The sequence below is a fragment of the Oscillospiraceae bacterium NTUH-002-81 genome (genome assembly GCA_032620915.1).
Classification (GTDB): Bacteria; Bacillota; Clostridia; order Lachnospirales; family Lachnospiraceae; genus JAGTTR01.
Genome location: CP136052.1, coordinates 2,997,441 through 3,018,558, shown reverse-complemented (window position 1 = coordinate 3,018,558; position 21,118 = coordinate 2,997,441). Strand labels below are relative to the sequence as shown.

At 42.6% G+C, this 21,118-nt stretch carries 20 protein-coding genes and 6 pseudogenes; 21 read left to right on the top strand and 5 right to left on the bottom strand.

Features of this window, described 5'->3' with window-relative positions:
* The first annotated feature begins 41 nt into the window (after nt 1-41).
* From RJD28_14945 to bsh, 10 genes and pseudogenes are all read left to right on the top strand, one after another.
* Nucleotides 42-659: an MmcQ/YjbR family DNA-binding protein gene (locus RJD28_14945; GenBank protein ID WNV57500.1), complete on the top strand. Its 618-nt coding sequence runs from the start codon at nt 42-44 to the stop codon at nt 657-659.
* A pseudogene (locus tag RJD28_14940) lies at nt 611-745 on the top strand (linear amide C-N hydrolase). The gene RJD28_14945 and the pseudogene RJD28_14940 overlap by 49 nt, the downstream one beginning before the upstream one ends.
* A 38-nt stretch (nt 746-783) precedes the next feature.
* Entirely contained in the window at nt 784-1,464 is a 681-nt protein-coding gene (locus tag RJD28_14935) for a GTP pyrophosphokinase family protein (protein ID WNV57499.1), read from the top strand.
* 36 nt (nt 1,465-1,500) lie between these two features.
* The gene (gene cls, locus RJD28_14930) at nt 1,501-3,060 is read left to right on the top strand and encodes a cardiolipin synthase (GenBank protein WNV57498.1); all 1,560 of its coding nucleotides are present in this window, start codon (nt 1,501-1,503) and stop codon (nt 3,058-3,060) included.
* Between the two features lie 197 nt (nt 3,061-3,257).
* A pseudogene (locus tag RJD28_14925) lies at nt 3,258-4,692 on the top strand (phospholipase D family protein).
* On the top strand, nt 4,671-5,381 hold the full coding sequence (locus RJD28_14920) for a response regulator transcription factor (protein ID WNV57497.1): 711 nt from the start codon (nt 4,671-4,673) through the stop codon (nt 5,379-5,381). Before RJD28_14925 ends, RJD28_14920 begins: the two are co-directional and overlap by 22 nt.
* The gene (locus RJD28_14915) at nt 5,381-6,424 is read left to right on the top strand and encodes a HAMP domain-containing sensor histidine kinase (protein ID WNV57496.1); all 1,044 of its coding nucleotides are present in this window, start codon (nt 5,381-5,383) and stop codon (nt 6,422-6,424) included. Before RJD28_14920 ends, RJD28_14915 begins: the two co-directional genes overlap by 1 nt.
* Before the next feature lie 33 nt (nt 6,425-6,457).
* Nucleotides 6,458-7,523: pseudogene (locus RJD28_14910) on the top strand (FUSC family protein).
* A pseudogene (locus RJD28_14905) lies at nt 7,513-7,643 on the top strand (CDP-alcohol phosphatidyltransferase family protein). Before RJD28_14910 ends, RJD28_14905 begins: the two co-directional pseudogenes overlap by 11 nt.
* 116 nt (nt 7,644-7,759) lie before the next feature.
* Nucleotides 7,760-8,749: a choloylglycine hydrolase gene (gene bsh / locus RJD28_14900; protein WNV57495.1), complete on the top strand. Its 990-nt coding sequence runs from the start codon at nt 7,760-7,762 to the stop codon at nt 8,747-8,749.
* A gap of 155 nt (nt 8,750-8,904) precedes the next feature.
* On the opposite strand, the gene RJD28_14895 is transcribed toward bsh, so the two are convergent.
* On the bottom strand, nt 8,905-9,414 hold the full coding sequence (locus tag RJD28_14895) for an ImmA/IrrE family metallo-endopeptidase (protein WNV59645.1): 510 nt from the start codon (nt 9,412-9,414) through the stop codon (nt 8,905-8,907).
* A gap of 48 nt (nt 9,415-9,462) precedes the next feature.
* Nucleotides 9,463-9,879 (bottom strand): helix-turn-helix transcriptional regulator, encoded by a 417-nt coding sequence (locus RJD28_14890; GenBank protein ID WNV57494.1) that lies wholly within the window; start codon nt 9,877-9,879, stop codon nt 9,463-9,465.
* 201 nt (nt 9,880-10,080) lie between these two features.
* Between RJD28_14890 and RJD28_14885 the strand changes: the two are divergent.
* From RJD28_14885 to ltrA, 11 genes and pseudogenes are all read left to right on the top strand, one after another.
* Nucleotides 10,081-10,482: pseudogene (locus RJD28_14885) on the top strand (DNA polymerase IV).
* A 391-nt stretch (nt 10,483-10,873) separates the two neighbouring features.
* A pseudogene (locus tag RJD28_14880) lies at nt 10,874-11,083 on the top strand (hypothetical protein).
* Between the two features lie 6 nt (nt 11,084-11,089).
* The gene (locus RJD28_14875) at nt 11,090-11,317 is read left to right on the top strand and encodes a hypothetical protein (GenBank protein WNV59678.1); all 228 of its coding nucleotides are present in this window, start codon (nt 11,090-11,092) and stop codon (nt 11,315-11,317) included.
* Nucleotides 11,318-11,398: 81 nt separating this feature from the next.
* The gene (locus tag RJD28_14870; GenBank protein WNV57493.1) at nt 11,399-11,659 is read left to right on the top strand and encodes a hypothetical protein; all 261 of its coding nucleotides are present in this window, start codon (nt 11,399-11,401) and stop codon (nt 11,657-11,659) included.
* The gene (locus tag RJD28_14865) at nt 11,656-12,387 is read left to right on the top strand and encodes an ImmA/IrrE family metallo-endopeptidase (protein ID WNV57492.1); all 732 of its coding nucleotides are present in this window, start codon (nt 11,656-11,658) and stop codon (nt 12,385-12,387) included. The genes RJD28_14870 and RJD28_14865 overlap by 4 nt, the downstream gene beginning before the upstream one ends.
* A 473-nt stretch (nt 12,388-12,860) precedes the next feature.
* Complete coding sequence (locus RJD28_14860; protein WNV57491.1) at nt 12,861-13,142, top strand: helix-turn-helix transcriptional regulator; 282 nt, start codon at nt 12,861-12,863, stop codon at nt 13,140-13,142.
* Nucleotides 13,143-13,615: 473 nt separating this feature from the next.
* The gene (locus RJD28_14855) at nt 13,616-14,038 is read left to right on the top strand and encodes a type II toxin-antitoxin system PemK/MazF family toxin (GenBank protein ID WNV57490.1); all 423 of its coding nucleotides are present in this window, start codon (nt 13,616-13,618) and stop codon (nt 14,036-14,038) included.
* The gene (locus RJD28_14850) at nt 14,031-14,276 is read left to right on the top strand and encodes a DNA-binding protein (GenBank protein WNV59644.1); all 246 of its coding nucleotides are present in this window, start codon (nt 14,031-14,033) and stop codon (nt 14,274-14,276) included. Before RJD28_14855 ends, RJD28_14850 begins: the two co-directional genes overlap by 8 nt.
* A gap of 59 nt (nt 14,277-14,335) precedes the next feature.
* Complete coding sequence (locus RJD28_14845) at nt 14,336-15,550, top strand: tyrosine-type recombinase/integrase (protein WNV57489.1); 1,215 nt, start codon at nt 14,336-14,338, stop codon at nt 15,548-15,550.
* A gap of 192 nt (nt 15,551-15,742) precedes the next feature.
* Entirely contained in the window at nt 15,743-16,912 is a 1,170-nt protein-coding gene (locus RJD28_14840) for a site-specific integrase (protein WNV59643.1), read from the top strand.
* Nucleotides 16,913-18,026: 1,114 nt separating this feature from the next.
* Nucleotides 18,027-18,905, top strand: a complete 879-nt coding sequence (ltrA, locus tag RJD28_14835) for a group II intron reverse transcriptase/maturase (GenBank protein WNV57488.1) — start codon at nt 18,027-18,029, stop codon at nt 18,903-18,905.
* Nucleotides 18,906-19,251: 346 nt separating this feature from the next.
* Here ltrA and RJD28_14830 read toward each other — a convergent pair whose 3' ends face one another.
* The 3 genes from RJD28_14830 to RJD28_14820 form a co-directional block, all read right to left on the bottom strand.
* Nucleotides 19,252-19,491 (bottom strand): glycoside hydrolase family 3 N-terminal domain-containing protein, encoded by a 240-nt coding sequence (locus RJD28_14830; protein WNV59642.1) that lies wholly within the window; start codon nt 19,489-19,491, stop codon nt 19,252-19,254.
* Nucleotides 19,461-20,459: a glycoside hydrolase family 3 N-terminal domain-containing protein gene (locus tag RJD28_14825; GenBank protein ID WNV57487.1), complete on the bottom strand. Its 999-nt coding sequence runs from the start codon at nt 20,457-20,459 to the stop codon at nt 19,461-19,463. Before RJD28_14825 ends, RJD28_14830 begins: the two co-directional genes overlap by 31 nt.
* 150 nt (nt 20,460-20,609) lie before the next feature.
* Nucleotides 20,610-21,020 carry a helix-turn-helix domain-containing protein gene (locus RJD28_14820; GenBank protein WNV57486.1) on the bottom strand — a complete coding sequence of 137 codons (411 nt, stop codon included), beginning with the start codon at nt 21,018-21,020 and terminating at the stop codon, nt 20,610-20,612.
* Between the last annotated feature and the right edge of the window lie 98 nt (nt 21,021-21,118).

Below are 21,118 nucleotides of genomic sequence, written 5' to 3'. Positions count from 1 at the left end.
TTGTAGAGAAAATTTAAGATGCAAGTGAGCTGTTATAAGAGATGACACGACAAGAATTATTTATATGGATACGCCAGCAGTACGGCACAGAGCCGGAATACCCCTGGCATGACTGGAATGCGGTGTTGCGGCACAATGACAATAATAAATGGTATGGTGTAGTTCTGGAAGTATCTGCTGATAAGTTGGGACTGCCGGAAGCAGGCATCGTTGATGTCCTTAATGTGAAAAGTGATCCGCTGCTGATCGGCTCTCTTCGTGGGCAGGACGGCTATTTTCCGGCCTATCACATGAACAAGGAAAAATGGCTCAGTATTCAGCTTGGCAAACCAGAACTGGATGATGCCATCAAAGACCTGCTTTCTTTGAGCTATGAGCTGACGGCACCGAAGAAGCGCAAACCAAAGTCATCAGCAAAAAATCCAGGAGATTCCGCAAATGGCAAAGAAAATGACAGAAAGGGCAAGCAGTGGCTGCTCACCTATACCGGCTCGCCGAAAAAGATGAACAAGCATTACCGGGAACGCTTTCATGCGGATAACGAAATACATTCCCTTCCGGATCAGGTGTGCAAAGGTATTAAAACTTTCGTAACCACGGTCTGCCATAAGGATGGTATTATTACAATACTTATGAAAACCATCAGATCAGTGCAGTAGATATGCATGTAGAAAATCTGGATAGTGATAAAATGATTTGTTATCCAGTAATTCAAGGAGAACGAATCAACTATCAAAATAAATAATGTTTTGAAATCAGGGATGAGGTAGAAAGGAAAGTTCCATGACAAAAGATGAAGTAAAAAAACTCAGGATGGACAGTCCGGAATCACTACAGTTTTTAAATAATGCTACAAAATTTTATAATTTAATGATGATGTATCGTTGTGCTATTCGGGAGATACAAACTAAACTTGAGGTTTTGGATGATGAATTTTCAGTTGAGAACAATCGAAATCCTATTTCTTTTATAAAAACAAGAATTAAGAAGCCCAATAGTATTTACAATAAACTGCAGAAGATGGGATATGAATTTACAACAGAAAATATACAGACATATCTCAATGATGTAGCAGGCGTTCGAATAGTTTGTGCGTTTATTGACGATATTTATATGATATCAGATTTGATTACCCAACAGGATGATATTAAAGTTATTGAAATAAAAGATTATATAAAAAATCCAAAATCGAATGGTTATCGAAGCTATCATATGATTGTTGAAATACCAGTATTTTTTGCTAAGGGTAAAACACCTATGCGTGTAGAATTACAGATTCGAACCAATGGTATGGATTTCTGGGCAACATTGGAACATCAACTTCGCTATAAAAAAGGAATTGAAGAAATGCCTGGCTATGATGAGATAAGTGAAGAATTACTTCATTCTGCAAAAGCTATCATTGAAGCAGATAATGAAATGCAGAGAATAAAAGACAAAATTGGTATGTTCCACGAAATTTAAGCAGAAATTTGATCGAGTAGAAAGGTTGGAATATATATGAAACAAGATACTTTAGAAGGAAAAGCGAAAACAAAAAACGGAGTAAAACGATTGTGTTTTTCCATAGTCTGCATTCTTCTAGAAGTAGTTTTTATTATTACTATTGTAACACGCTTAAATGAATATGCAGAAATCATAAATCTATTTACAAGGATTTTAAGTGGAATTTTAGTTTTGGGATTGTATGCATCAGATAAGACATCTTCCATGAAAATGCCTTGGGTTATATTAATTTTAATTTTCCCAATTATGGGTGTAGGCCTATATTTATTGATTGGTTTGAATGGCGGCACACATAAAATGCGTGAGCGATATGCAGAAATTGATAGCAAATTGTTACCAATGCTTTCCGATAATCAGGAGTGCTTAAACAGAATAAACGAAACGATTCCGAAGGCAGGAAATATTGCAAGTTATATACAAAGAAATTCGCAGTATCCAATCTATCAGAATACGGATATTGTGTATTTTGATGAAGCAGTGAAAGGATTAGAGGCACAGCTTAAGGATTTGGAGAAAGCACAAAAGTTTATCTTTATGGAATATCATGCGATAGAAGACGCTGAAGCATGGCATAAGATTCAAGATGTTCTGGAAGAGCGAGTAAAAGCAGGTGTGGAAGTTAGAGTATTCTACGATGATATGGGTTCTATAGGCTTTATTAACACAGATTTTGTGAAAAAAATGGAGGCAATAGGAATTCATTGCCGTGTATTCAATCCGTTTATGCCAGGTTTAAATCTGTTTTTGAACAATCGTGATCATAGAAAAATAACAGTTATTGATGGAAAAGTCGGATTTACAGGTGGATATAATCTAGCAAACGAATATTTTAATTACACACACCCGTATGGACAGTGGAAAGATACAGGTATTCGTTTAGAAGGAGATGCTGTTCAGTCGCTTACAGTGACATTTTTAGAAATGTGGAATGCTGTTAGTGAAAAAGCTACGAATGATACTGATTTTAGTAAATACATTATTCATTACGATTATAAAGCACAGCAAACAGGTTTTGTTCAGCCTTATGCAGACAGTCCTATGGATAATGAGCAGGTCGGAGAAGAAGTTTATATCAGTATGATAAATAAAGCTGAAAAATATTGTTGGTTTATGACTCCATATCTAATCATAACAGATGAAATGACGCATGCGTTATGTCTGGCTGCTAAGCGAGGGGTAGACGTAAGAATTATCACACCTGGTATCCCTGATAAAAAATTCATTTATAATGTAACTCGTTCTTTTTATCATGGATTAGTTAAACATGGTGTTCGTGTTTATGAGTGGACCCCTGGTTTCTGTCATGCAAAAATGAGTGTGGCAGATGACTGTATGGCAACTTGTGGAACAATTAATTTGGATTATCGAAGTTTATATCACCATTTTGAAAACGGCTGTTTTATGGCAGATTGTCAGGCAGTTGTGGAAATAAAAAATGATCTGATAAGAACGATGGGAGAATGTCGTGATGTGACAGACCAATATCAAACCGGACGAAGTGCATATTTGCGACTGGGACAATTATTTATGAGATTATTTGCTGGATTGCTATAAGAATTTGATGAAACGACCTTTCAAAAAACAGTTGATTTAGAAGTTAACTGTTTTTGAAAGGCCGTTTTTGCTATATCTAACAGTCTGTTGTACAAAGAAGATTTTGCATGGATGAAAAAAACAAACCTTGTTGAGGTTAAATTGAGGCTGACTTTGTATTGTATAGACATAAGATGAAAAAAGTCAGGTGATGTGCGATGGGAAAACGTAAGATATTTAAAATTGTTTTTGCTATACTGTCAATTTTTTTATGTGTGGTTTTTTATGAATTGCTCGGAATCTGCGTTGCATATAAAAAGCAGCCGGAAGTGTCCAATACAACCAAAAAAGAAACAAAAAATGGGTCATGGAACGAATGCAGTGAAAATACAGAACGGGCAGTAATCATAGAAAAGAATCCAGAAGCGCTTTTACAAAGAGTGCGTTTGATCAAGAATGCAAAAAAGGAAATTATTCTTTCTACTTTTGCATTTCAATCCGATGAAAGTGGAAAATTGATCTTAGGAGCACTGCATGATGCGGCAGACAGAGGTGTACATATTCGTCTGTTAGTAGATGGAATGGAGAGCTGGATTGATATGGAAGGAAATCCGTATTTCTATGGATTATCTTCCCATGAGAATGTTGAAATTAAACTGTATAATAAGGCCAATCCGTTGAAACCATGGAAGATGATGGGGAGAATGCATGATAAATATTTGATTGCAGATGGTAAGACATATATTCTTGGTGGAAGAAATACATACAATTATTTCTTGGGTGATTTTCTGGGACATAAGAACTATGACAGAGATGTGTTAGTGGTTTGCGATGAACCTGAGAAAGAAAATTCAGTTAATCAGTTGTTAGAGTATTTTGAAACGATATGGGAACAAGAAGACAGTGGTTATTTTCATGACAATAAAAAACTGGCAAATAGAAAATCTGTAAAGAACGCAGTTTTAGAGCTGCAGAACGGCTATCAGAAATATTTTGAAGAGAATAAGGAAAGAATCTGCGATACCGATTACACGGACGAAACTTTTGAGACAGAAAAGATTGCATTAGTGTCAAATCCTATCCACACAGGTCCCAAGGAACCAGTAGTCTGGTATCAACTGGGAGAACTAATGAAAAATGCAAAAGAGCGCGTGAAAATTCATACACCATATATTATCTGCAATGATATGATGTCTAATACATGGAAAGAGATTGCGGAGAGAGTTCCGGATTTTTCTATCATGACCAATTCGGTTGCCAACAATGGAAATCCATTTGGAGCTGCCGATTATGCGAAAAAACAGAAATAGAATCTTAAGTACAGGAATTAATATCTGGGAATATGAAGGCGGTTATTCATACCACGGAAAAAGTATTCTGATTGACGATGATCTGTCTGTAATCGGTTCCTTTAATATGGACATGAGAAGTGCATATCTGGATACGGAACTGATGCTTGTAATTCGCAGTAAAGATATTAATAAACAGTTGGAAGAGGGCATGATGGAATATGAAAGAGTGTCCCGCCAGGTATTGGAAGATGGAACCTATCGTGATCCATATCATGTAGAGCCAATCGAATTAACAAAGAAACGTCAGAGAAAAATATTTTTGGTACAGCATCTGCTTGGATGGGCAAGGTATCTGTTTTAATAAGGAGGAAGGAAAACGTGTTTCAAATATTGATTGTAGAAGATGATAAAGAATTAAGCCAGCTATTCCAAAAAGTGCTTGAGAAGAATGGATATCAAGTCAAAAGTGCATCGGATGGAGCACAGGCATTAGACGTATTGGTTAAGGAATATATTGATCTGATCATTTCTGATATTATGATGCCGGTTATGGATGGTTATGAACTGGTGTCGGAACTCCGTTCAGCAGGATATCAGATACCTGTACTTATGATCACTGCGAAAGGTTCCTTTGATGATATGCGCCAGGGATTTCTTTCGGGAAGTGACGATTATATGGTAAAACCGGTAAATGTGAATGAAATGGTTTTAAGAGTCGGAGCACTGCTTCGCCGTGCACAGATACTGAATGAACACAAAATTGTGATCGGTTCAACAGAGTTTGATTATGATGCAATGACGGTTACAACTGATAAGGAAAGTCTTGTTTTGCCTAAAAAAGAATTCCTGCTTTTATATAAGCTTGCAGCTTCGCCAGGCAGAATATTTACAAAACAACAGTTGATGGATGAAGTATGGGGATACGAGACGGAGGCAGACCCACATACGATAGAGGTACATATAGGAAGAATCAGGGAGCGTTTGAAAGATAACCCTGATTTTGAAATCGTAACAATGCGTGGAATTGGATACAAGGTGGTGAAAAAATAATGGAACAAAAGAAAGAAAAAGGATTGCGGATTCGATCCTGTCTGACTGGTGCAATCTGGCTGGCACTTGTATTTTCAACAGTCATATCTGCTTTATTATTTGCTTTTTTGAATCATTTTTTTAATCTGCCGGGCAGCATACCTGTGCTTGGCTGGCTTTTGATTTTCAATACATTGATTGCAGGGCTGATCACTTCCTTTATTAATGCAAAGTTACTAGAACCAATTACAAGACTTAGTAAAGCAATGAAGGAAGTTTCTCGGGGAGATTTTGAACAGCATTTGGAAACGAATAGCCGTATAGCAGAAGTTGGAGAATCTTATCAAAGTTTTAACGTTATGACAAAAGAACTTCGTGCAACAGAGGTGCTGCAGATGGATTTTGTATCTGATGTTTCTCATGAGTTTAAGACCCCGATTAATGCCATTGAAGGATATACAATGCTGCTTCAGGGAGAAGAACTGTCTCCGGATCAAGAGGAATATGTAGAAAAAATCTTATTTAACACCCAAAGACTTTCCGGATTGGTTGGTAATATTTTGCTGTTATCCAAGTTAGAGAATCAGAATATACCAATGAAAAAAACAGAATATCGTCTGGATGAACAGATCCGCCAGGCAGTTCTTTCATTGGAAACAAAATGGACAGAAAAAGAAATTGGTTTTCAGGTAGAATTGGAGGAAGTTAAATATACTGCGAATGAAGGACTTTTTATGCATATCTGGATAAATCTTTTAGATAATGCGATTAAGTTCAGCCCTTCAAAGGGGACAATTACGATGTTTCTGAAACAAGAACAGGATTCTGTTAAGTTCATTCTGGAAGATGAAGGACCAGGAATAGAGGATGATGTAAAATCCAGAATATTTGACAAGTTCTATCAGGTAGATGGATCTCATAAAGCAGAAGGAAATGGCCTAGGTCTTGCACTTGTAAAACGGATTGTAGATAGTGCCGGAGGAACAATCAAAGCAGAAAACCGTGAATATGGTGGATGCAGATTTGTTATAGAGCTGCCAAAGCAGAAAGATGAGATTATCTAGTTTTAAGATAAATTAGAAGATGGGAGGATTTATATGACATTTTATCAGGAGTTGCAGTTAAATCAGGCAGGTTCTAAAAACCTGTTGAAAAAGAGTGAAACACTAAAAGAAAAAACTATATCATATGTGGGTATATCTGGTGAAGATAGCTGCTACAATGGCATTTTGTTTTTTGTTTGTTAGTATTTTCAGCATCCTATTTGGAAATGAGAACAGCATTGTAGGTGTAGTAGTCTTATTATGTCTCATGGTGTTTAGGAATGCGGATCTGGGGATTCACACCGGACAATCTACGATGCTTTTGGCTTTGTTCTTTGTAATTATGACTGTATGTCCGCATTTAGCAAATCAGTTTTCACCGGTATTGGGAATGCTGTTAAATATTGCGGCACTGGCTGTGTTGATTCTGTTCGGATGCCATAATCCATCCATGTTTAATCAATCTACATTGGTTCTTGGGTATCTGCTGCTATATGGTTATGATGTTACGGGAAAAAGCTATCAGATGCGATTAGTCGGAATGGCTTTAGGTGCAGCACTTACCTGCTTCGTATTTTATCGAAATCATAAAAACAGAACTTATAAAAGAAATCTGAAAGATCTGATACAAGAATTTGATATCACTTCTTCCAGAACAAAATGGCAGATATGTCAGATTTTATGCGTACCGATTGTCCTTTGCATTGCAGAACTTTGTAATATGCCACGTGCAATGTGGGCTGGTATTGCGGCCATGTCCGTGATTTTGCCGTCTATGGAAGATATGCACTACAGAGTCCGTAAAAGGATTGTCGGAAATATTGCAGGTGTTATATGTTTTACAGTATTATATTTTCTGCTTCCTTCGTCAATCTATGCATATATAGGAATTCTTGGTGGAATCGGTGTAGGATTTTCAGCACAATATGGCTGGCAGGCAGTATTTAACACATTTGGTGCTTTAGCCATTGCTGCAGAGACATATGGACTACAAGGAGCGGTTGGTCTTAGAGTGAGTCAAAATGTTTTTGGTGTTGTGTTTGCTTTAGCATTTTGTGTTATATTTTATTGGTTTATGCCTAAAAAAAAGGAAAGTGAGGTGACCGTACATGCAGAGTGAAGTGAATCAGGAAGAAAATTTGAATAGAATTATTACGGTTCCTAATCTTCTTTCTTTTTTCGGCTTTGTCTGATTCCGGTAATTATATGGAGTTATTGTGTAAAGAAAAATCCTCGAATGAATGCAGGGAAGTGACCGAAAAGTACCGCACAGGACGGAGTGCATATTTATGGCTCGGACAGTTGTTTATGAGATTGTTTGCAGGACTATTATAGCAGAAAGAAGAGGTGTTCGATATGTGTACAGCAGCAACTTACAAAACAAAAGATTTTTATATGGGCAGAACGCTTGATTATGAATTTTCCTATGGGGAACAGATCACGATAACGCCAAGAAATTACGAATTTGATTTCCGGTTTGCCGGGAAGATAAAAAGCCATTATGCTTTGATCGGAATGGCATTTGTTGCAGAAGGTTATCCGCTTTATTATGATGCTGTTAATGAAAAAGGCCTTGGAATGGCAGGTCTTAATTTTGTCGGCAATGCGGCATATGAAGAGGCTTTGCCGGAAGATGAAACAGAAGTCAGCCAGGTGGCACAGTTCGAGTTCATCCCATGGATCCTTACACAGTGTGCTACTGTAGCAGAGGCGAGAGAGAAGCTGGCAGCAATGAGACTGACAGGTACAGCATTCAGTGAACAGCTGCCGACAGCACAGCTTCACTGGATCATTGCAGACAAAGACTCCTGTATCGTTGTTGAGTCTATGAAAGATGGGCTGCATGTATATGATAATCCGGTAGGAGTGCTTACCAATAATCCACCATTCCCGAGTCAGATGTTTGCACTGAATAATTATGCCGGAGTATCCAGAAAACAGCCGGAGAGTACTTTTGCAGGAGTATTACAGCTTGATGCATATAGCAGAGGAATGGGTGGAATGGGAATACCTGGAGATCTTTCCAGCCAGTCAAGATTTGTGAAAGTTGCCTTTACAAAATTAAATTCGATCTCCGGTGAAGAAGAGGATGAGAGTGTAAGTCAGTTCTTCCATATCTTAGGATCCGTAGATCAGCAGCGTGGATGCTGTGAGGTGACAGAAGGCAAATATGAGATCACGATATACACGTCCTGTTGTAATACAGCAAAAGGTATTTACTATTATACGACTTATGATAATCATCAGATCACAGCGGTTGACATGCATGCGGAAAATCTGGATTCAGATCAGCTGATCTGTTATCCGCTTCTGTCCAAGGGCGAAGTCAGATGGCAGAATAAATAATACGAAAATGCACGGAGAAAGCATAACGCAGAACAACAGGAGGACAATATCGAGATTGTATGGAATGCAGATGTTAGGTTGATAATTGTGCAAGCACCGCCTGCACAATTTGTGCAACAAAAAAGAGGAGCCAGTCCAGACTCCTCAAAGGTACGTTATTTCAAAAAGTTGCTCTTGTGTTCCAGCGCGTGCAGATTATAGCCAAGTGTAGCCAGGTGCGCTACCTTCAGCGCAACCAGATTGATGTCGGTGGACATCGCACTGGCGATCTGCTCGGCTGTGTATCCATACTCATAGATGTAACGAAGGACTTCATCGCTGTCCATCAGAATCTCTGCTGCTACGATGTTCGCTTCATATTCCGGTTTGGATTTCATATCGTAGAGCATGAACTCATGAATCGGGGTGGTTTTCGCCATATTCCGGTGAAGCTGATCATGCCCTAATTCATGTGCGCACACGATGCGCAGCATATTTTCATCCAGACTGTTATTCAGGAAAATAAAGCGATTTCGCTTAATCACCCGGTACATTCCCTTCAGGGAACCGAAATTTTCGCAAAGCATGACATTGATACCAAGCTGCCTTGCAATTTCAAAAGGGTCTCTGGAACCGCAGCGTTTTACCAGTTTCTCACCGACCCGTGAAAGCTGTTCCGCATTCATCATACCACCTCCAGTTTACAGTATAGCGAAAAGTGTGTACGATACATATCACTGATCGGATTTTTTACGCCTCGTTTTCGGGGCGTATTTTTTATTGTTCTCTTTGGCAATCCAGTAGGCATCGGTCAGAGCTTTATAAGCTCCTTCGATGGCATCTTCGCTTAATTCGCCGCCAGCGAACATACCGGTCACTTCGCTGACCAGTTCTTCAATATCTTTCGCTGCTTTTGCGCCGCCTTTTTCATGAGCTTCTACGACATAGGTGCCGCTGCTTCCCAGCAGGTACTCAGTAGTAGTATTCAGCGCATCCGCAATCTTCTGGATCGTAACCATATTGGATGGTTTGCGGCTGCCAAGCTCATAATTCTGAATTGTGCGGGCGGTTACACCGGCCTTCTCTGCAAGTTCTACCTGAGTTAAATTGGCTTCTGTTCTTTTTTCTTTCAACCTTTCTTTGAAGACCATAGAAATACCTCTTTCTTTTTTGATAACGAACACGAACACTTTTTCATAAAAACCTATTGACACGAAAAACTGTGCTTGCTATAATGACGATGAAAACACGAAATACAATTCGTGTAATTATAGTATCACAAGAAATGCTGTGTGTCAATGCGTTCGTGAAAAGTTGTTCGTGCTTTCACGAACGGAGAGGAGGAATACAGGATGCAAAGAGTGATTCTTCACTGTGATATGAATAATTTCTATGCCTCTGTCGAGTGTATGCTGAATCCGGAACTGAAGAACAAGCCGGTGGCAGTGTGTGGTTCTGTGGAGGAACGGCATGGTATCGTACTTGCGAAGAACTACGCAGCAAAGGCGTTTGGCGTTTCCACGGGAGAGGCAATCTGGCAAGCAAAGCAGAAGTGCCAGGATCTTGTGATCGTGGAGCCGCACTATGAGCAATATATGAAGTTTTCAAAGCTGGCTCGTGGGATATACGGTCGCTATACCGATCAGATCGAGCCGTATGGGATGGACGAATGCTGGCTGGATGTGACCGGAAGCGGCTGCATGGGAACCGGATTTGAAATCGCAGATGAGATTCGCAGAACGGTTAAGTTTGAATTGGGACTTACGATTTCCGCAGGAGTGAGCTTCAATAAGATTTTTGCCAAGCTTGGGTCGGATATGAAAAAGCCGGATGCGATTACCTGCATCGAAGCAGATTCGTTCCAGGAGAAGATTTGGTGTCTTCCCGCCTCTGACTTGCTTGGAGTCGGCAGAGCGACCGAGAAGGTTCTGTCCGGTTATGGGATTCATACCATTGGAGAGCTTGCTGCAACATCGGATGATTTCTTGAAGTGCCGCCTTGGAAAGAATGGACTGGCGATTAAGAAATATGCCAATGGACTGGATGATTCGCCGGTTATGCGTTCCGATTATGTCTCCCCAGTAAAGAGCATTGGGCACGGAATAACGACCATGCAGGATTTGGAGAATAACGCCGAAGTCTGGTGTGTCATGCTGGAACTGGTGCAGGAGATCGGAACCAAGCTGCGAGCACATAAAAAAGAAAGCTGGCGGAATAGCGATTTCCATCCGCAACAACGAGCTTTACACGAAAGAGTGGCAGTGCCGGATTGGTATTCCGACACAAAGCCCTACCTATCTGGCGAAAACCGCATTTGCACTGTTTGCAAAGAACTATCAGTGGGAGCATCCGATTCGTTCAGTGACGGTTCGGGCAATCAACCTGTTTGAAGAGGATTGTCCGATACAATACGACCTATTCACCGACGTGAAATCACTGGATCGCCAGGAACGGCTGGACGCAGCGATTGAGCAGATTCGATTCCGATTTGGGAAAGATGCGATTAAAAATGGGGTACTTTTTCAGAAAAGCAAGATGCCGACAGAGCGAAAAGTGGATTTGGTTATGCCGACAGGAATGATTGGTTAATACAGCACCGGTAGAATCTGGTGAGTTCTTTGCTAAAAGAAGTCAACACATTCGCCGGTTTACAGAGGAGGAGCGTAGAATATGTCGGAACAGAAATGTAGAAAAGTATATGTACCTGTGAACTTAGATGTGGATGCAGAGGGAAATATTCGCCCGCGCCTAATTCGATGGATTGACGGACGGGTGTATGAGATCGACCGATTGAAGCATAAGTGCCGAGCTTCTTCCACGAAAGTGGGCGGCTGCGGAATTCGTTATACGGTCATGATCGGTGGGCATGAGAGTTTTCTGTTCAACGAAGATGAAAAATGGTTCGTTGAGGCAAAGGAGCAGTGCCTATGATCCTTTCACAGAAAAAAATAGAAGAAATCGCTGTTGCAGTGATAAGAGATTTTCAAAAGTCCTTTTTCGGCAGCGAAGCAGATGATCCGGCAAGATTTGCGCTTCCGACACCCATTGACCAGTTTGCATCCGATTATCTGAACCTGAAGGTGTCATTTCAAAAGTTGTCCTCGGACGGAAGCATCTATGGTCTGACCGCGTATGTGGATACAGAATATCAGATAGAGGTTGATGGAAGTCAGAGGAGCATCTTCCTGAAAACTAATGATGTGGTTCTGGACAAGAGTTTCATTGAACCAGAGAATATTCGGAAACTCTGCGGAAAACGCAGATTTACGCTGGCACATGAGTGCGCTCACCAGATATTGTTTCAGCTGGATGCCGATGACCGAAAGATAGCCTGCCATAAGAGACCGGAAGTGAGGAAAAAAGGTTCCCGCGTTCTGAGAACGCAGGAAGATTGGAACGAGTGGCAGGCCAATTCGCTGGGAGCTGCCATCCTGATGCCCCAGTTAGAAGTGGATCGGGCGATGTGGTTCATCAACAGCAGAAAGCCTCTGACATGTTATGGATGGCGTTTTTATAACAAAGACCAGGTGAAGATAGATACTTTCTGTGGTGTCTTTGGCGTTTCGAGATCGGCAGCTGCTATCCGCTTGGAACAACTGGGCTATCTGAACCGGAAAAAGGATTATGAATATCGTGATCCATTGGAGGTGTGGCCATGAGCAGGAATATCAGAGTATCGGAACCATCTGCGGAAATGCAGATTAAAATCATCCGGGCAAAGGATGCGATTGCTTCGCAAAAGCCCAGGATTGTCAGGTGTCCTTATTGCCGACATAATTCAATCATCGTCTTTGAGGATACCAGAGGACATGTGCAGACCAAATGCAAGGCCTGCGGACGTGAGACCGTCTTCAATGTTTTGGAGATGAGAAGATTACGGAGATTGCAGCTCTACTATTCGTCTCTGAATGGTTGAGATGACAATAAATAACCCTATTAACACAATTTTATAAGTCATAGCTGTGCTGTGGAGCCGCTGACAGGCGAAGTCTTCCGAATGCCGCATGAGACAGAATTATGGAATACCCATGTTCTGTTTTATCGGCACAGGATTTTTTCTTCACCGTCATGCGGCTCCTTTTTTGACCTTCCGTTGGTCCGGTTCTGTACCGGCTGTGCGGAAGGAGAAAGTATGTATTACGATCAGCATGTATGTGGAGCAAGAATTCAAGAGCTGCGCAAATCAAAAGGGTATACGCAGGAGGCTCTGGCTGAGGCGATTGATATTGATGCAAAACGCATTTCAAAAATTGAGCGCGGAGTAATATCGGCATCTTATAACGACATGATTCTGTTTTCGGAATTCTTTGGAGTAACGCTGGATTATCTGATTATTGGCAAGAGACAGGATGTGGATGCGTTGAAAAAGAGAGTGCAGGATGCCATTACGCAGCTTCAGGAAGCACTGATGTGAACTCGCAAAATTAGGTGGGCAAAGTCGCAGTTTCCGGCGTGTTATGTAAAACCGCATTCTTTTATACTTACTTTACAGCTAAGGCAACAAGGCTGATGAACTATGAAAATTGAATACTCATTCTCCAAGTACATTACTGACAGAACGAGCCTTCGACTGCACGCCATGATGCCCAACAGGGGCGAAGCGGAATCGCAGCAGCAAATGTCGGATTGCAACCGACGGTGGTGTAAAAAGCCTGTCAGGGACAATGATACTTCCGTAATTCGCGGTCCGGCCATAAAGAAGGCGGGATGGTTAAATTCCAATGGAGCAGTGAAGCACACTGCCGCTTGTGAGAAATCCCCGATCTCTGGGGTACCAAGAAAAAGTACAGAGAAACCATATTTTAAGAAAAGCTGTCAGAATAAAGCAGTTGTATTATTTTTTGTCAGCTTTTATCCATAGATGATTATGGGATTGGAGGCAACCAGATGAAAGAAAACTGGGTTTACCGGCGAGGAGATATTTACCTTGCCAATCTTGGTGTTCCGATAGGATCAAAGCAGGGCGGTGTTCGTCCGGTAGTGGTTCTTCAGAACGATGTCGGCAACTTTTATTCGCCGACGATTACGGTTGCTCCTCTGACAACGAAGATTCAAAAAAAAAGAAGCCAGCCAACACATTATTTCCTTCGGAAGGCAAAAGGGCTGGCAAGATCTTCGATGGTATTGGCGGAGCAGCTTGATACATGTGATAAGACCTGTGTGATTCGGTATCTCGGCAAGGTAAGTAAGGGACAGATGCGCGGAATTGATGAAGCTGTGAAAGTGCAGCTTGGATATTATATTCCGGAACAGGCGGAGAAAAAAAGACAAGGCAAATGCCGAAAGGAAGTGAATTTTGATGGTGGATAAATTGATTAAGCGTAAAGAAGCCGCTGAGATGTTGGGGATTAGCCTGGACACCTTGGATCATGCAAGAATGGAAGGGCTGATCACTTACGTTCAGTATGTTGAGAATGGCTGTGTTTATTTTACTGAAGTTGGACTTCAGGAGTATATTGCAAGGTCTACACATCGTGCAAGGCCGAAGGATAACAATCCGACTTTCCGAAAGAAGAGAACAGCCAGGAGCGGAATTCGACATCGTTGAGTATTGGCAGGTTATTCGCAATAATGAATATATCAGCTAAAAGTTTGGAGGTGTCGAAGATGGCAAGAAAAAGATATGCGATTCCTCAGTACGGAACCGTCATCATGGCGGGTAAGGAATATTACCGGACTCGAATTGAGGATGCTGATGGAAAGCGGGTGGCGTTGTATGGCAGAACCCGTGAAGAATTATATGATAAAGTGCTCGAAGCGAGAGAGCAGATTGAGGATAATACTTTTCGTAGATCATCCCCCACAGTAAAGGAGTATTGCGAAAAGTGGCTGTTGTTACAATCCGCACAGGTAAGAGCCACTACGTTGACGGATTACACATCGAAAGTAAACCGGCATATTATAAAGCCTCTGGGTCATATGAATATAGCAGATGTTACAGCGGATGATATTCGTCTGGCACTGGTTCCGGTATCCAAAAAATCAGCGTCTGTGTACAAATCGGTCAATATACTTTATAAGAGCATCTTTGCGGCGGCAAAGGAAAGCAAAGTGATTCAGGACAATCCTACAATTTATTTGTCTGGAAAGAACGGGGGCGTTCCTCAAAAAGAGAAAAACCCTTTGACTGATGATCAGGTGGAGAGATTGCTGGATGCGATAAGAGGATTACCACCGTATGTATTTGTGATGCTTGGTTTGTATGCGGGGCTTCGGCGAGAAGAAATTCTTGCATTGCAGTGGGATTCAGTTTTTCTGGATGAAGCAGCACCGTATTTGACAGTGTGCAGAGCTTGGCATACAGAGCACAATCGACCGATAATAATGTCTGAACTGAAAACAAAGGCTGCTCATCGAGATGTACCGCTTCCTGATTGCCTGGCGAAATGCCTGAGAGAAGCAAAGGAGAATTCCACATCAGACTATGTTGTTGCGAACAACGAGGGCGAACCGCTTTCATATACGCAGTTTAAGAGGCTCTGGCAGTATATTGTGACCAGAACTGTAAAGGAACGGAGCTACTACCGTTATGAGAATGGAAAACGAGTGAAGCATACGGTGAAACCAGTGCTGGGCGAAAGAGCTGCGCATAATGGAAAGGTGGTTTATAGCTTAGACTTTGAAGTGACACCACATTTGCTGCGGCATACTTATATTACAAATCTTATTCACGCATCGGTTGATCCTAAAACAGTTCAATATCTTGCCGGTCATGAGAACAGCAAGATAACGATGGACATTTATGCAAAGGCAAAGTATAACCGACCGGATGAACTGGCGGGTATATTAGAGGATACCTTTACACTGTGGGATGCAGAATAGGCCAGACAGTTTCATGAATGAGATCAAAAAGAGTAGGGATAATCCCTGCTCTTTTTACATATAGCCGACATCCTTGAGAACCGGAGCAGCATTCTGGATAATTAAAGAGCAAAGATCAATTTGGATATATCAAGAAAATGGAGGAAGCAATAATGGCAAGAAAAAAAAGTAGTGCCGGAATATGGAACAATTATGAAGAGGGGCGTTCAATATTACAGAACACGAATGCAGGATGCGGATGGAAAATGGATTTCGCTATATGCACAGACTCCTGAAGAGCTGTACGATAAATCCATTGAGATGAAGCGCAGTATTGAGGATGAAATATTCCGGAAGAATAACCCGACAGTAGCTGAGTATTGCGAAAAATGGTTGAAGATGCGCTCGGCGAGTGTGCGAGAAAACACATTGAGTGGATATGAGCGCACGATAAGAAAATATATTATTGGCGCTATTGGAGATATGTATATGGACGAAGTGACGACCGATGACCTTCGCTTGCTGCTGGTGCCAATCTCCAAGCAATCAGCTTCCCTGTACAGCAAAATGAATATGCTGATCAAATGTGTTTTCTATTCAGCAGAAGAAAGCAAAATCATCAGTTATAATCCGGCTGCGTCGCTTTCCGCAAAAGGCGGAACACCAAAGCAGGAAAAGAAGGCATTGACGGATGAGCAGGTGAAAATTCTTCTGGATACAATCAGGGGATTACCACCGTATGTCTTCGTAATGATTGGGTTGTACGCAGGGTTGCGGCGGGAAGAAATTCTTGCACTGCGATGGGATTGTGTTTTCCTGGATGAAGCCACTCCATATATTTCGGTACGGCGAGCATGGCGTTCTGTGAATAATCGTCCGGTAATTTCAACAGAATTAAAAACGCCAGCAGCTAAAAGGGACATTCCTATTCCGGGCAAGCTGGTGGAATGTTTGAAAGAGGCAAAAGAAAAGTCAAAATCGGAATATGTGATCTCTGACAGGAATGGTAACGCTCTGGCTGAATCCCAGTTCGTGAGGGTGTGGAAGTACATAGCAGTTCGTTCTACGGAAGAACGCTGCTATTACACCTATGTGAATGAGCAGAAGATTAAGCATGTGGTAAAGCCGAAGCTTGGTGAGCATCAGCCGAACAATCCGAAGTTGGTATATACGATGGATTTTCAAGTGACACCGCATCAATTGCGTCACACTTATATCACGAATCTGATTTATGCTTCGGTTGATCCTAAAACCGTACAGTATCTTGCCGGACACGAAAACAGCAAGGTGACTATGGACATTTACGCCAAAGTCAAGTATAATAAACCTGCCCAATTACATGGGGTGATCAACAGAGCAATCGACACATCAAAAAAAGATTAGGGTTAAAATCCGACAAAAGCCTACAAAATCGTGGGTTTAAGAACTGGTGGACGAAGAGCAAAAAGCTTGAAAAACCGCGTAAAATCAAGCAAAATCGAGCTTCGGTTTCGTGAAATACGGTCTCAAGGCTGCACGTCGCGCACCTCAGTTCAGCAAGCGATAATCGACTGCTCAGACTATATCAAAATGGTTCAAAAAGCCCGGAAAATCAAGGTTTTCCGGGCTTTTGCTATATCTAAACGGGTGACAAAAGTTTGACCAAATTTGGCAAAACGAGAGCCGAATTCATCCGATTTTTAGTGGTCCGCAAGTGGTTAACTGGCCAAAAAGAGGGCAAAAAAGAGGGGGAAGTGGTTCCCAAAGTGGTTAACCGAGAGCCGATTTTTGGGGTGCTTTTCAGCCCTCCTTCCCCTCGTTTTTTGGCTGTGGCAGTTTGGCATAGTTTGAGCTAATTTGAATAATTGAATATGAATTTGATGTAGCACACAGTATAAATGCTGGGTGTTTTTTTTCATTTCAGGAACTCGTATTCCGGCGATAGAAAGAGCCGTCACTTCACTGTTAATTTTGAAGTGGCGGCTTTTTTCTATTTCGTGTGTCCAGCGAAGCTGGACCACACTAGCCGGTGTAAGTCCGGTCACGGTAATCGCCAGTGAGCCGTATAGCTAAACTCGGTGCGTTGCAGTAATGCAGGGTACTAAGCGAGTGGATAAAGTAACCTCGGTAAGAGGGGCGAGCAATTATACAGACCGTAACATAAAGTGAATTCTGCCGTATCGTTAAAAGGGTCTCTGAAAAGAGAGCAAAGGGAAGCTGAACCTTGGGTATATGGGTGAAAGCCATGGAACGTGTGAAGAAACTGGAAAGCAGCACAGAGGAATCCCTCGGTATAGAGGAAACGGTATGTATGAAAAGTGTGGTTCGGAACTGGAGAGACCCTACCCATCACCGAAAGGTAAAAAGAAAGCGTATAAGCTTGGCGAAATCGTATTTCTGATGGGAGGGAGTCGGAGAGGAACATAGTACCGATAATGCCTGTGCAAGAAAACGCAGTCTATGGGAAGGTTCCTTGCTTCATTCACGTTTGTAGAGAGGGTAAGAGTGAGAGAATGTCATGCAGACTAACAACTCCAAAGAAAAAGTTCGACAACTTCAAAACAAACTATATCTGACAGCCAAGAAATGCGATAGCCGAAGATTTCATGTACTTTACGATAAGGTATATCGGGATGATATACTTTTTGAAGCATGGAAACGGGTAAAAGCTAACAAAGGTTCCAGTGGTGTAGATGGTATCAGAATCGAAGATATTGAAGAGATGGGAATTGAAAAATACCTGTCAGAAATCAAATCGGAACTGATGGATGGAAAGTACAAACCATCCCCAGTAAAGCGAGTTATGATACCAAAACCAGACGGAAGTGAAAGACCTCTTGGAATACCAACAGTCAAGGACAGAATTGTGCAGATGGCTACCAAGATAGCAATAGAGCCAGTATTCGAAGCTGACTTTAGAGATTGTTCCTATGGATTCCGACCGAAAAGAAGTGCCAAGCAAGCACTGGAAGTGGTAAGAAAAGCGTGTAACAACAAGGGCTATTATGTAGTAGACGCAGATATTGAGAAGTTCTTTGATAACGTAAACCAAGATAAGCTGATGAAACTGGTAGAGCAGAGAATATCAGACCGTAGGATATTGAAGCTGATAAGACAATGGTTAGTATCAGGAGTATTATACGGAAATGTACTGACAATTTCTGAACAGGGAACAAGTCAAGGTTCAGTTATATCTCCGTTATTGGCAAACATCTACTTAAATACACTGGACAGACTGTGGGAAAAGTATGGATTTACTCACGGTATTCTTGTAAGGTACGCAGATGATACAGTAATCATCTGCAAGAATAGGATGCTATGTCTATATGTGCCGACGGCTTCGGTGTCACAGATTTTAACAAGGTCGGATTTAGAGGCAAGAAAAAATATACGGTGATTGCAATGACGACTGGTAAGTCTAATTTCAATAAAGATATAAAGTACACATTTCGATTTAGTCCAGAACATATTTGGATAGTTGAAAAATGATAAGAAGAAACCCACCTCTGCATATGAGGTGGGTTTCTTCTTATCAAAGTGTCCGCAAAGACGGAGACCGTCAGCAGCGCGGCGGCGAAAGTTAGTAAAACGCAAAAACGCAGAGACTTTTTCATAGAAATGCTCCTTTCCCATAGACCGGTCTTTCCAATAGCTGTTCACAAGGAAAGACGAAAAAAGAGGCGTTTTGGTTGCACATTTTCAAAAAAATGCAGCAAATCAGGCTGTTTTCATGGAATATCCAATCAGGGATTGTTTTCTGGGATCCTCAAAAAGGTGTCCTTGCACCGCAGTACCCGGAGACAGGCGTCATCGATGACGCTTTCATCCAATGTGCCCTCCTGCACCGCCGCAATGACGGCGGGGATCTGGGTCCGGTAGTCCGTGGTAACAACCATATCGTTTCCCGCTTGCAAGGCCAGCACAACTACAGCGCCGTCCTTGGCGTAGGCCTTCACGGCGTCCATCGCCAGATCGTCGGTGATGGCGATGCCGTCAAAGCCGCATTCTTCCCGCAGAATTTTGTGAACGGCAGGGGGAGAGGGACGCCGGCAGCTCCGGGTCCATGCAGTTGACGATGTTGTGGCTCACCAGCACAAAAGGGAGTCCCGGCCTCGATCCCCGCCTTGAAGGGCAGCAGGTCGGCAGTCTCAAAGGTCTCCATCGGCCGCTGATCCACGGCGATGCCGGTGTGGGTGTCTGCGTTATTACCGTAGCCGGGGAAGTGCTTCAGTACCGGCAGCGTACCGCCCTCTGTCATGGCCGGCACCACCAGCCTCACATAATCCGCTGTCATGTTCGCGTCCTGCCCCAGCGTCCGGTCATAGATGAAATCCTTCGGGTCGGTGGACACGTCGCACACCGGCGCGAAATTTACATTGATGCCCAGTGCCCGCAGCTCCCGGCTTCGGGTGTCCGTATCCCGGAGAATTTCTTCAATGCCGCCGATGTAGTTCAGCTTCTGAGGAGATTTGAAGGGTTCAGAGAAGAGGTTAGGGTTTCGGCTGGCCCGGGTGACGGTGCCGCCCTCCTCGTCGCTTCCAATAAACAGGGGGATAGCGGTCGCATCCTGGTAGCTCTCGATTTTCTGGATGAACTGCTCCCACGTCAGCCAGTTGTCGCCGTCCTTGTAGTCTCGTCCGAACAGCAGATAGCCTCCTAAATGGTAGGTGGAAATATCCTCCACGGCGTTGGTCTCCGGGCACCGGACGAAGAAAAGCTGTCCCACCTTTTCCTCTAAGGTCATGGAGTCCAGTAGTCCCTGCAGCCGTTCTTCACGGGCCTTTTCCGCCGCCAGACGTTCCTGTTCCGCGATTTCCTCCGGCGTCAGCTCCGGTTCCGTGGGCGTGGCGGGTTCCTCTGCCTGTCCCGGCGTCACCGGTTCAGCGGGATTCTCTGTTTTTCCGCAGCCTGTAAGGGTAAATACAGTCAATGCCGCCAAAAGCGCGGCCAAAAAAGCGTTTCATAGGCGCCTCCTTTCAAAGTAGCTTCAGTCTAACATAAACCGGGAAAAAAAGAAAGAAAAAAGTATCCGCACAATAATCGCCCGTAACCAAAGAGCACTATCCGGGATAGCCCAGATAGTGCTCAAATCAGTATAGTTTTAAAAATTGGTCAATCGTGTAGGCACGGCCGTCAACGATAATATGGGATCTGCTATTCTGCTTAAAAAATTCAAGATAGGTTGCTTTGTTTGCTCGTTGAAATCGAACATATTCGCCGTATCGCTGCTTACTCCGTGCATGCTGATGGAGATACCGTCTTTCTGTATCGTGACTTCCTGAGCAGGCGTACAGCGGGAAGCTTGCGGCTCGATTTGCAGTGGAACCACTGCCTGTGTAACCATGATCTCTCCCGCAAGCTCATTTCGCAGGATCCTCTGCCAACGCATGAACGTGCTGTAGCTGATCCCATGCTCCCGGCACCATTGCCGCTTTGGCATACCGCTTCCGTTGCACGCTTTTATGATTTCGATACTTCTCTCTTTTTTCAGGGTTTGAAACTCGTCCGGCATTCCTGAGACCTCCTTGAGACTTTTGGTACCGATGGGTCTTCTGATACCTCGGTCTCATTATCTCATCTCTACTTTGATCTTGCCGGACGGTGGATTAT

What these genes read in the sequence shown, in the direction of transcription:
- RJD28_14945 (WNV57500.1), top strand. Translation starts at nt 42, where the DNA reads ATGACACGACAAGAATTATTTATATGGATACGCCAGCAGTACGGCACA.
- RJD28_14935 (WNV57499.1), top strand. Translation starts at nt 784, where the DNA reads ATGACAAAAGATGAAGTAAAAAAACTCAGGATGGACAGTCCGGAATCA.
- cls (WNV57498.1), top strand. Translation starts at nt 1,501, where the DNA reads ATGAAACAAGATACTTTAGAAGGAAAAGCGAAAACAAAAAACGGAGTA.
- RJD28_14920 (WNV57497.1), top strand. Translation starts at nt 4,671, where the DNA reads ATGGGCAAGGTATCTGTTTTAATAAGGAGGAAGGAAAACGTGTTTCAA.
- RJD28_14915 (WNV57496.1), top strand. Translation starts at nt 5,381, where the DNA reads ATGGAACAAAAGAAAGAAAAAGGATTGCGGATTCGATCCTGTCTGACT.
- bsh (WNV57495.1), top strand. Translation starts at nt 7,760, where the DNA reads ATGTGTACAGCAGCAACTTACAAAACAAAAGATTTTTATATGGGCAGA.
- RJD28_14895 (WNV59645.1), bottom strand. Translation starts at nt 9,414, where the DNA reads ATGAATGCGGAACAGCTTTCACGGGTCGGTGAGAAACTGGTAAAACGC.
- RJD28_14890 (WNV57494.1), bottom strand. Translation starts at nt 9,879, where the DNA reads ATGGTCTTCAAAGAAAGGTTGAAAGAAAAAAGAACAGAAGCCAATTTA.
- RJD28_14870 (WNV57493.1), top strand. Translation starts at nt 11,399, where the DNA reads ATGTCGGAACAGAAATGTAGAAAAGTATATGTACCTGTGAACTTAGAT.
- RJD28_14865 (WNV57492.1), top strand. Translation starts at nt 11,656, where the DNA reads ATGATCCTTTCACAGAAAAAAATAGAAGAAATCGCTGTTGCAGTGATA.
- RJD28_14860 (WNV57491.1), top strand. Translation starts at nt 12,861, where the DNA reads ATGTATTACGATCAGCATGTATGTGGAGCAAGAATTCAAGAGCTGCGC.
- RJD28_14855 (WNV57490.1), top strand. Translation starts at nt 13,616, where the DNA reads ATGAAAGAAAACTGGGTTTACCGGCGAGGAGATATTTACCTTGCCAAT.
- RJD28_14845 (WNV57489.1), top strand. Translation starts at nt 14,336, where the DNA reads ATGGCAAGAAAAAGATATGCGATTCCTCAGTACGGAACCGTCATCATG.
- RJD28_14840 (WNV59643.1), top strand. Translation starts at nt 15,743, where the DNA reads ATGAAGAGGGGCGTTCAATATTACAGAACACGAATGCAGGATGCGGAT.
- ltrA (WNV57488.1), top strand. Translation starts at nt 18,027, where the DNA reads ATGCAGACTAACAACTCCAAAGAAAAAGTTCGACAACTTCAAAACAAA.
- RJD28_14820 (WNV57486.1), bottom strand. Translation starts at nt 21,020, where the DNA reads ATGCCGGACGAGTTTCAAACCCTGAAAAAAGAGAGAAGTATCGAAATC.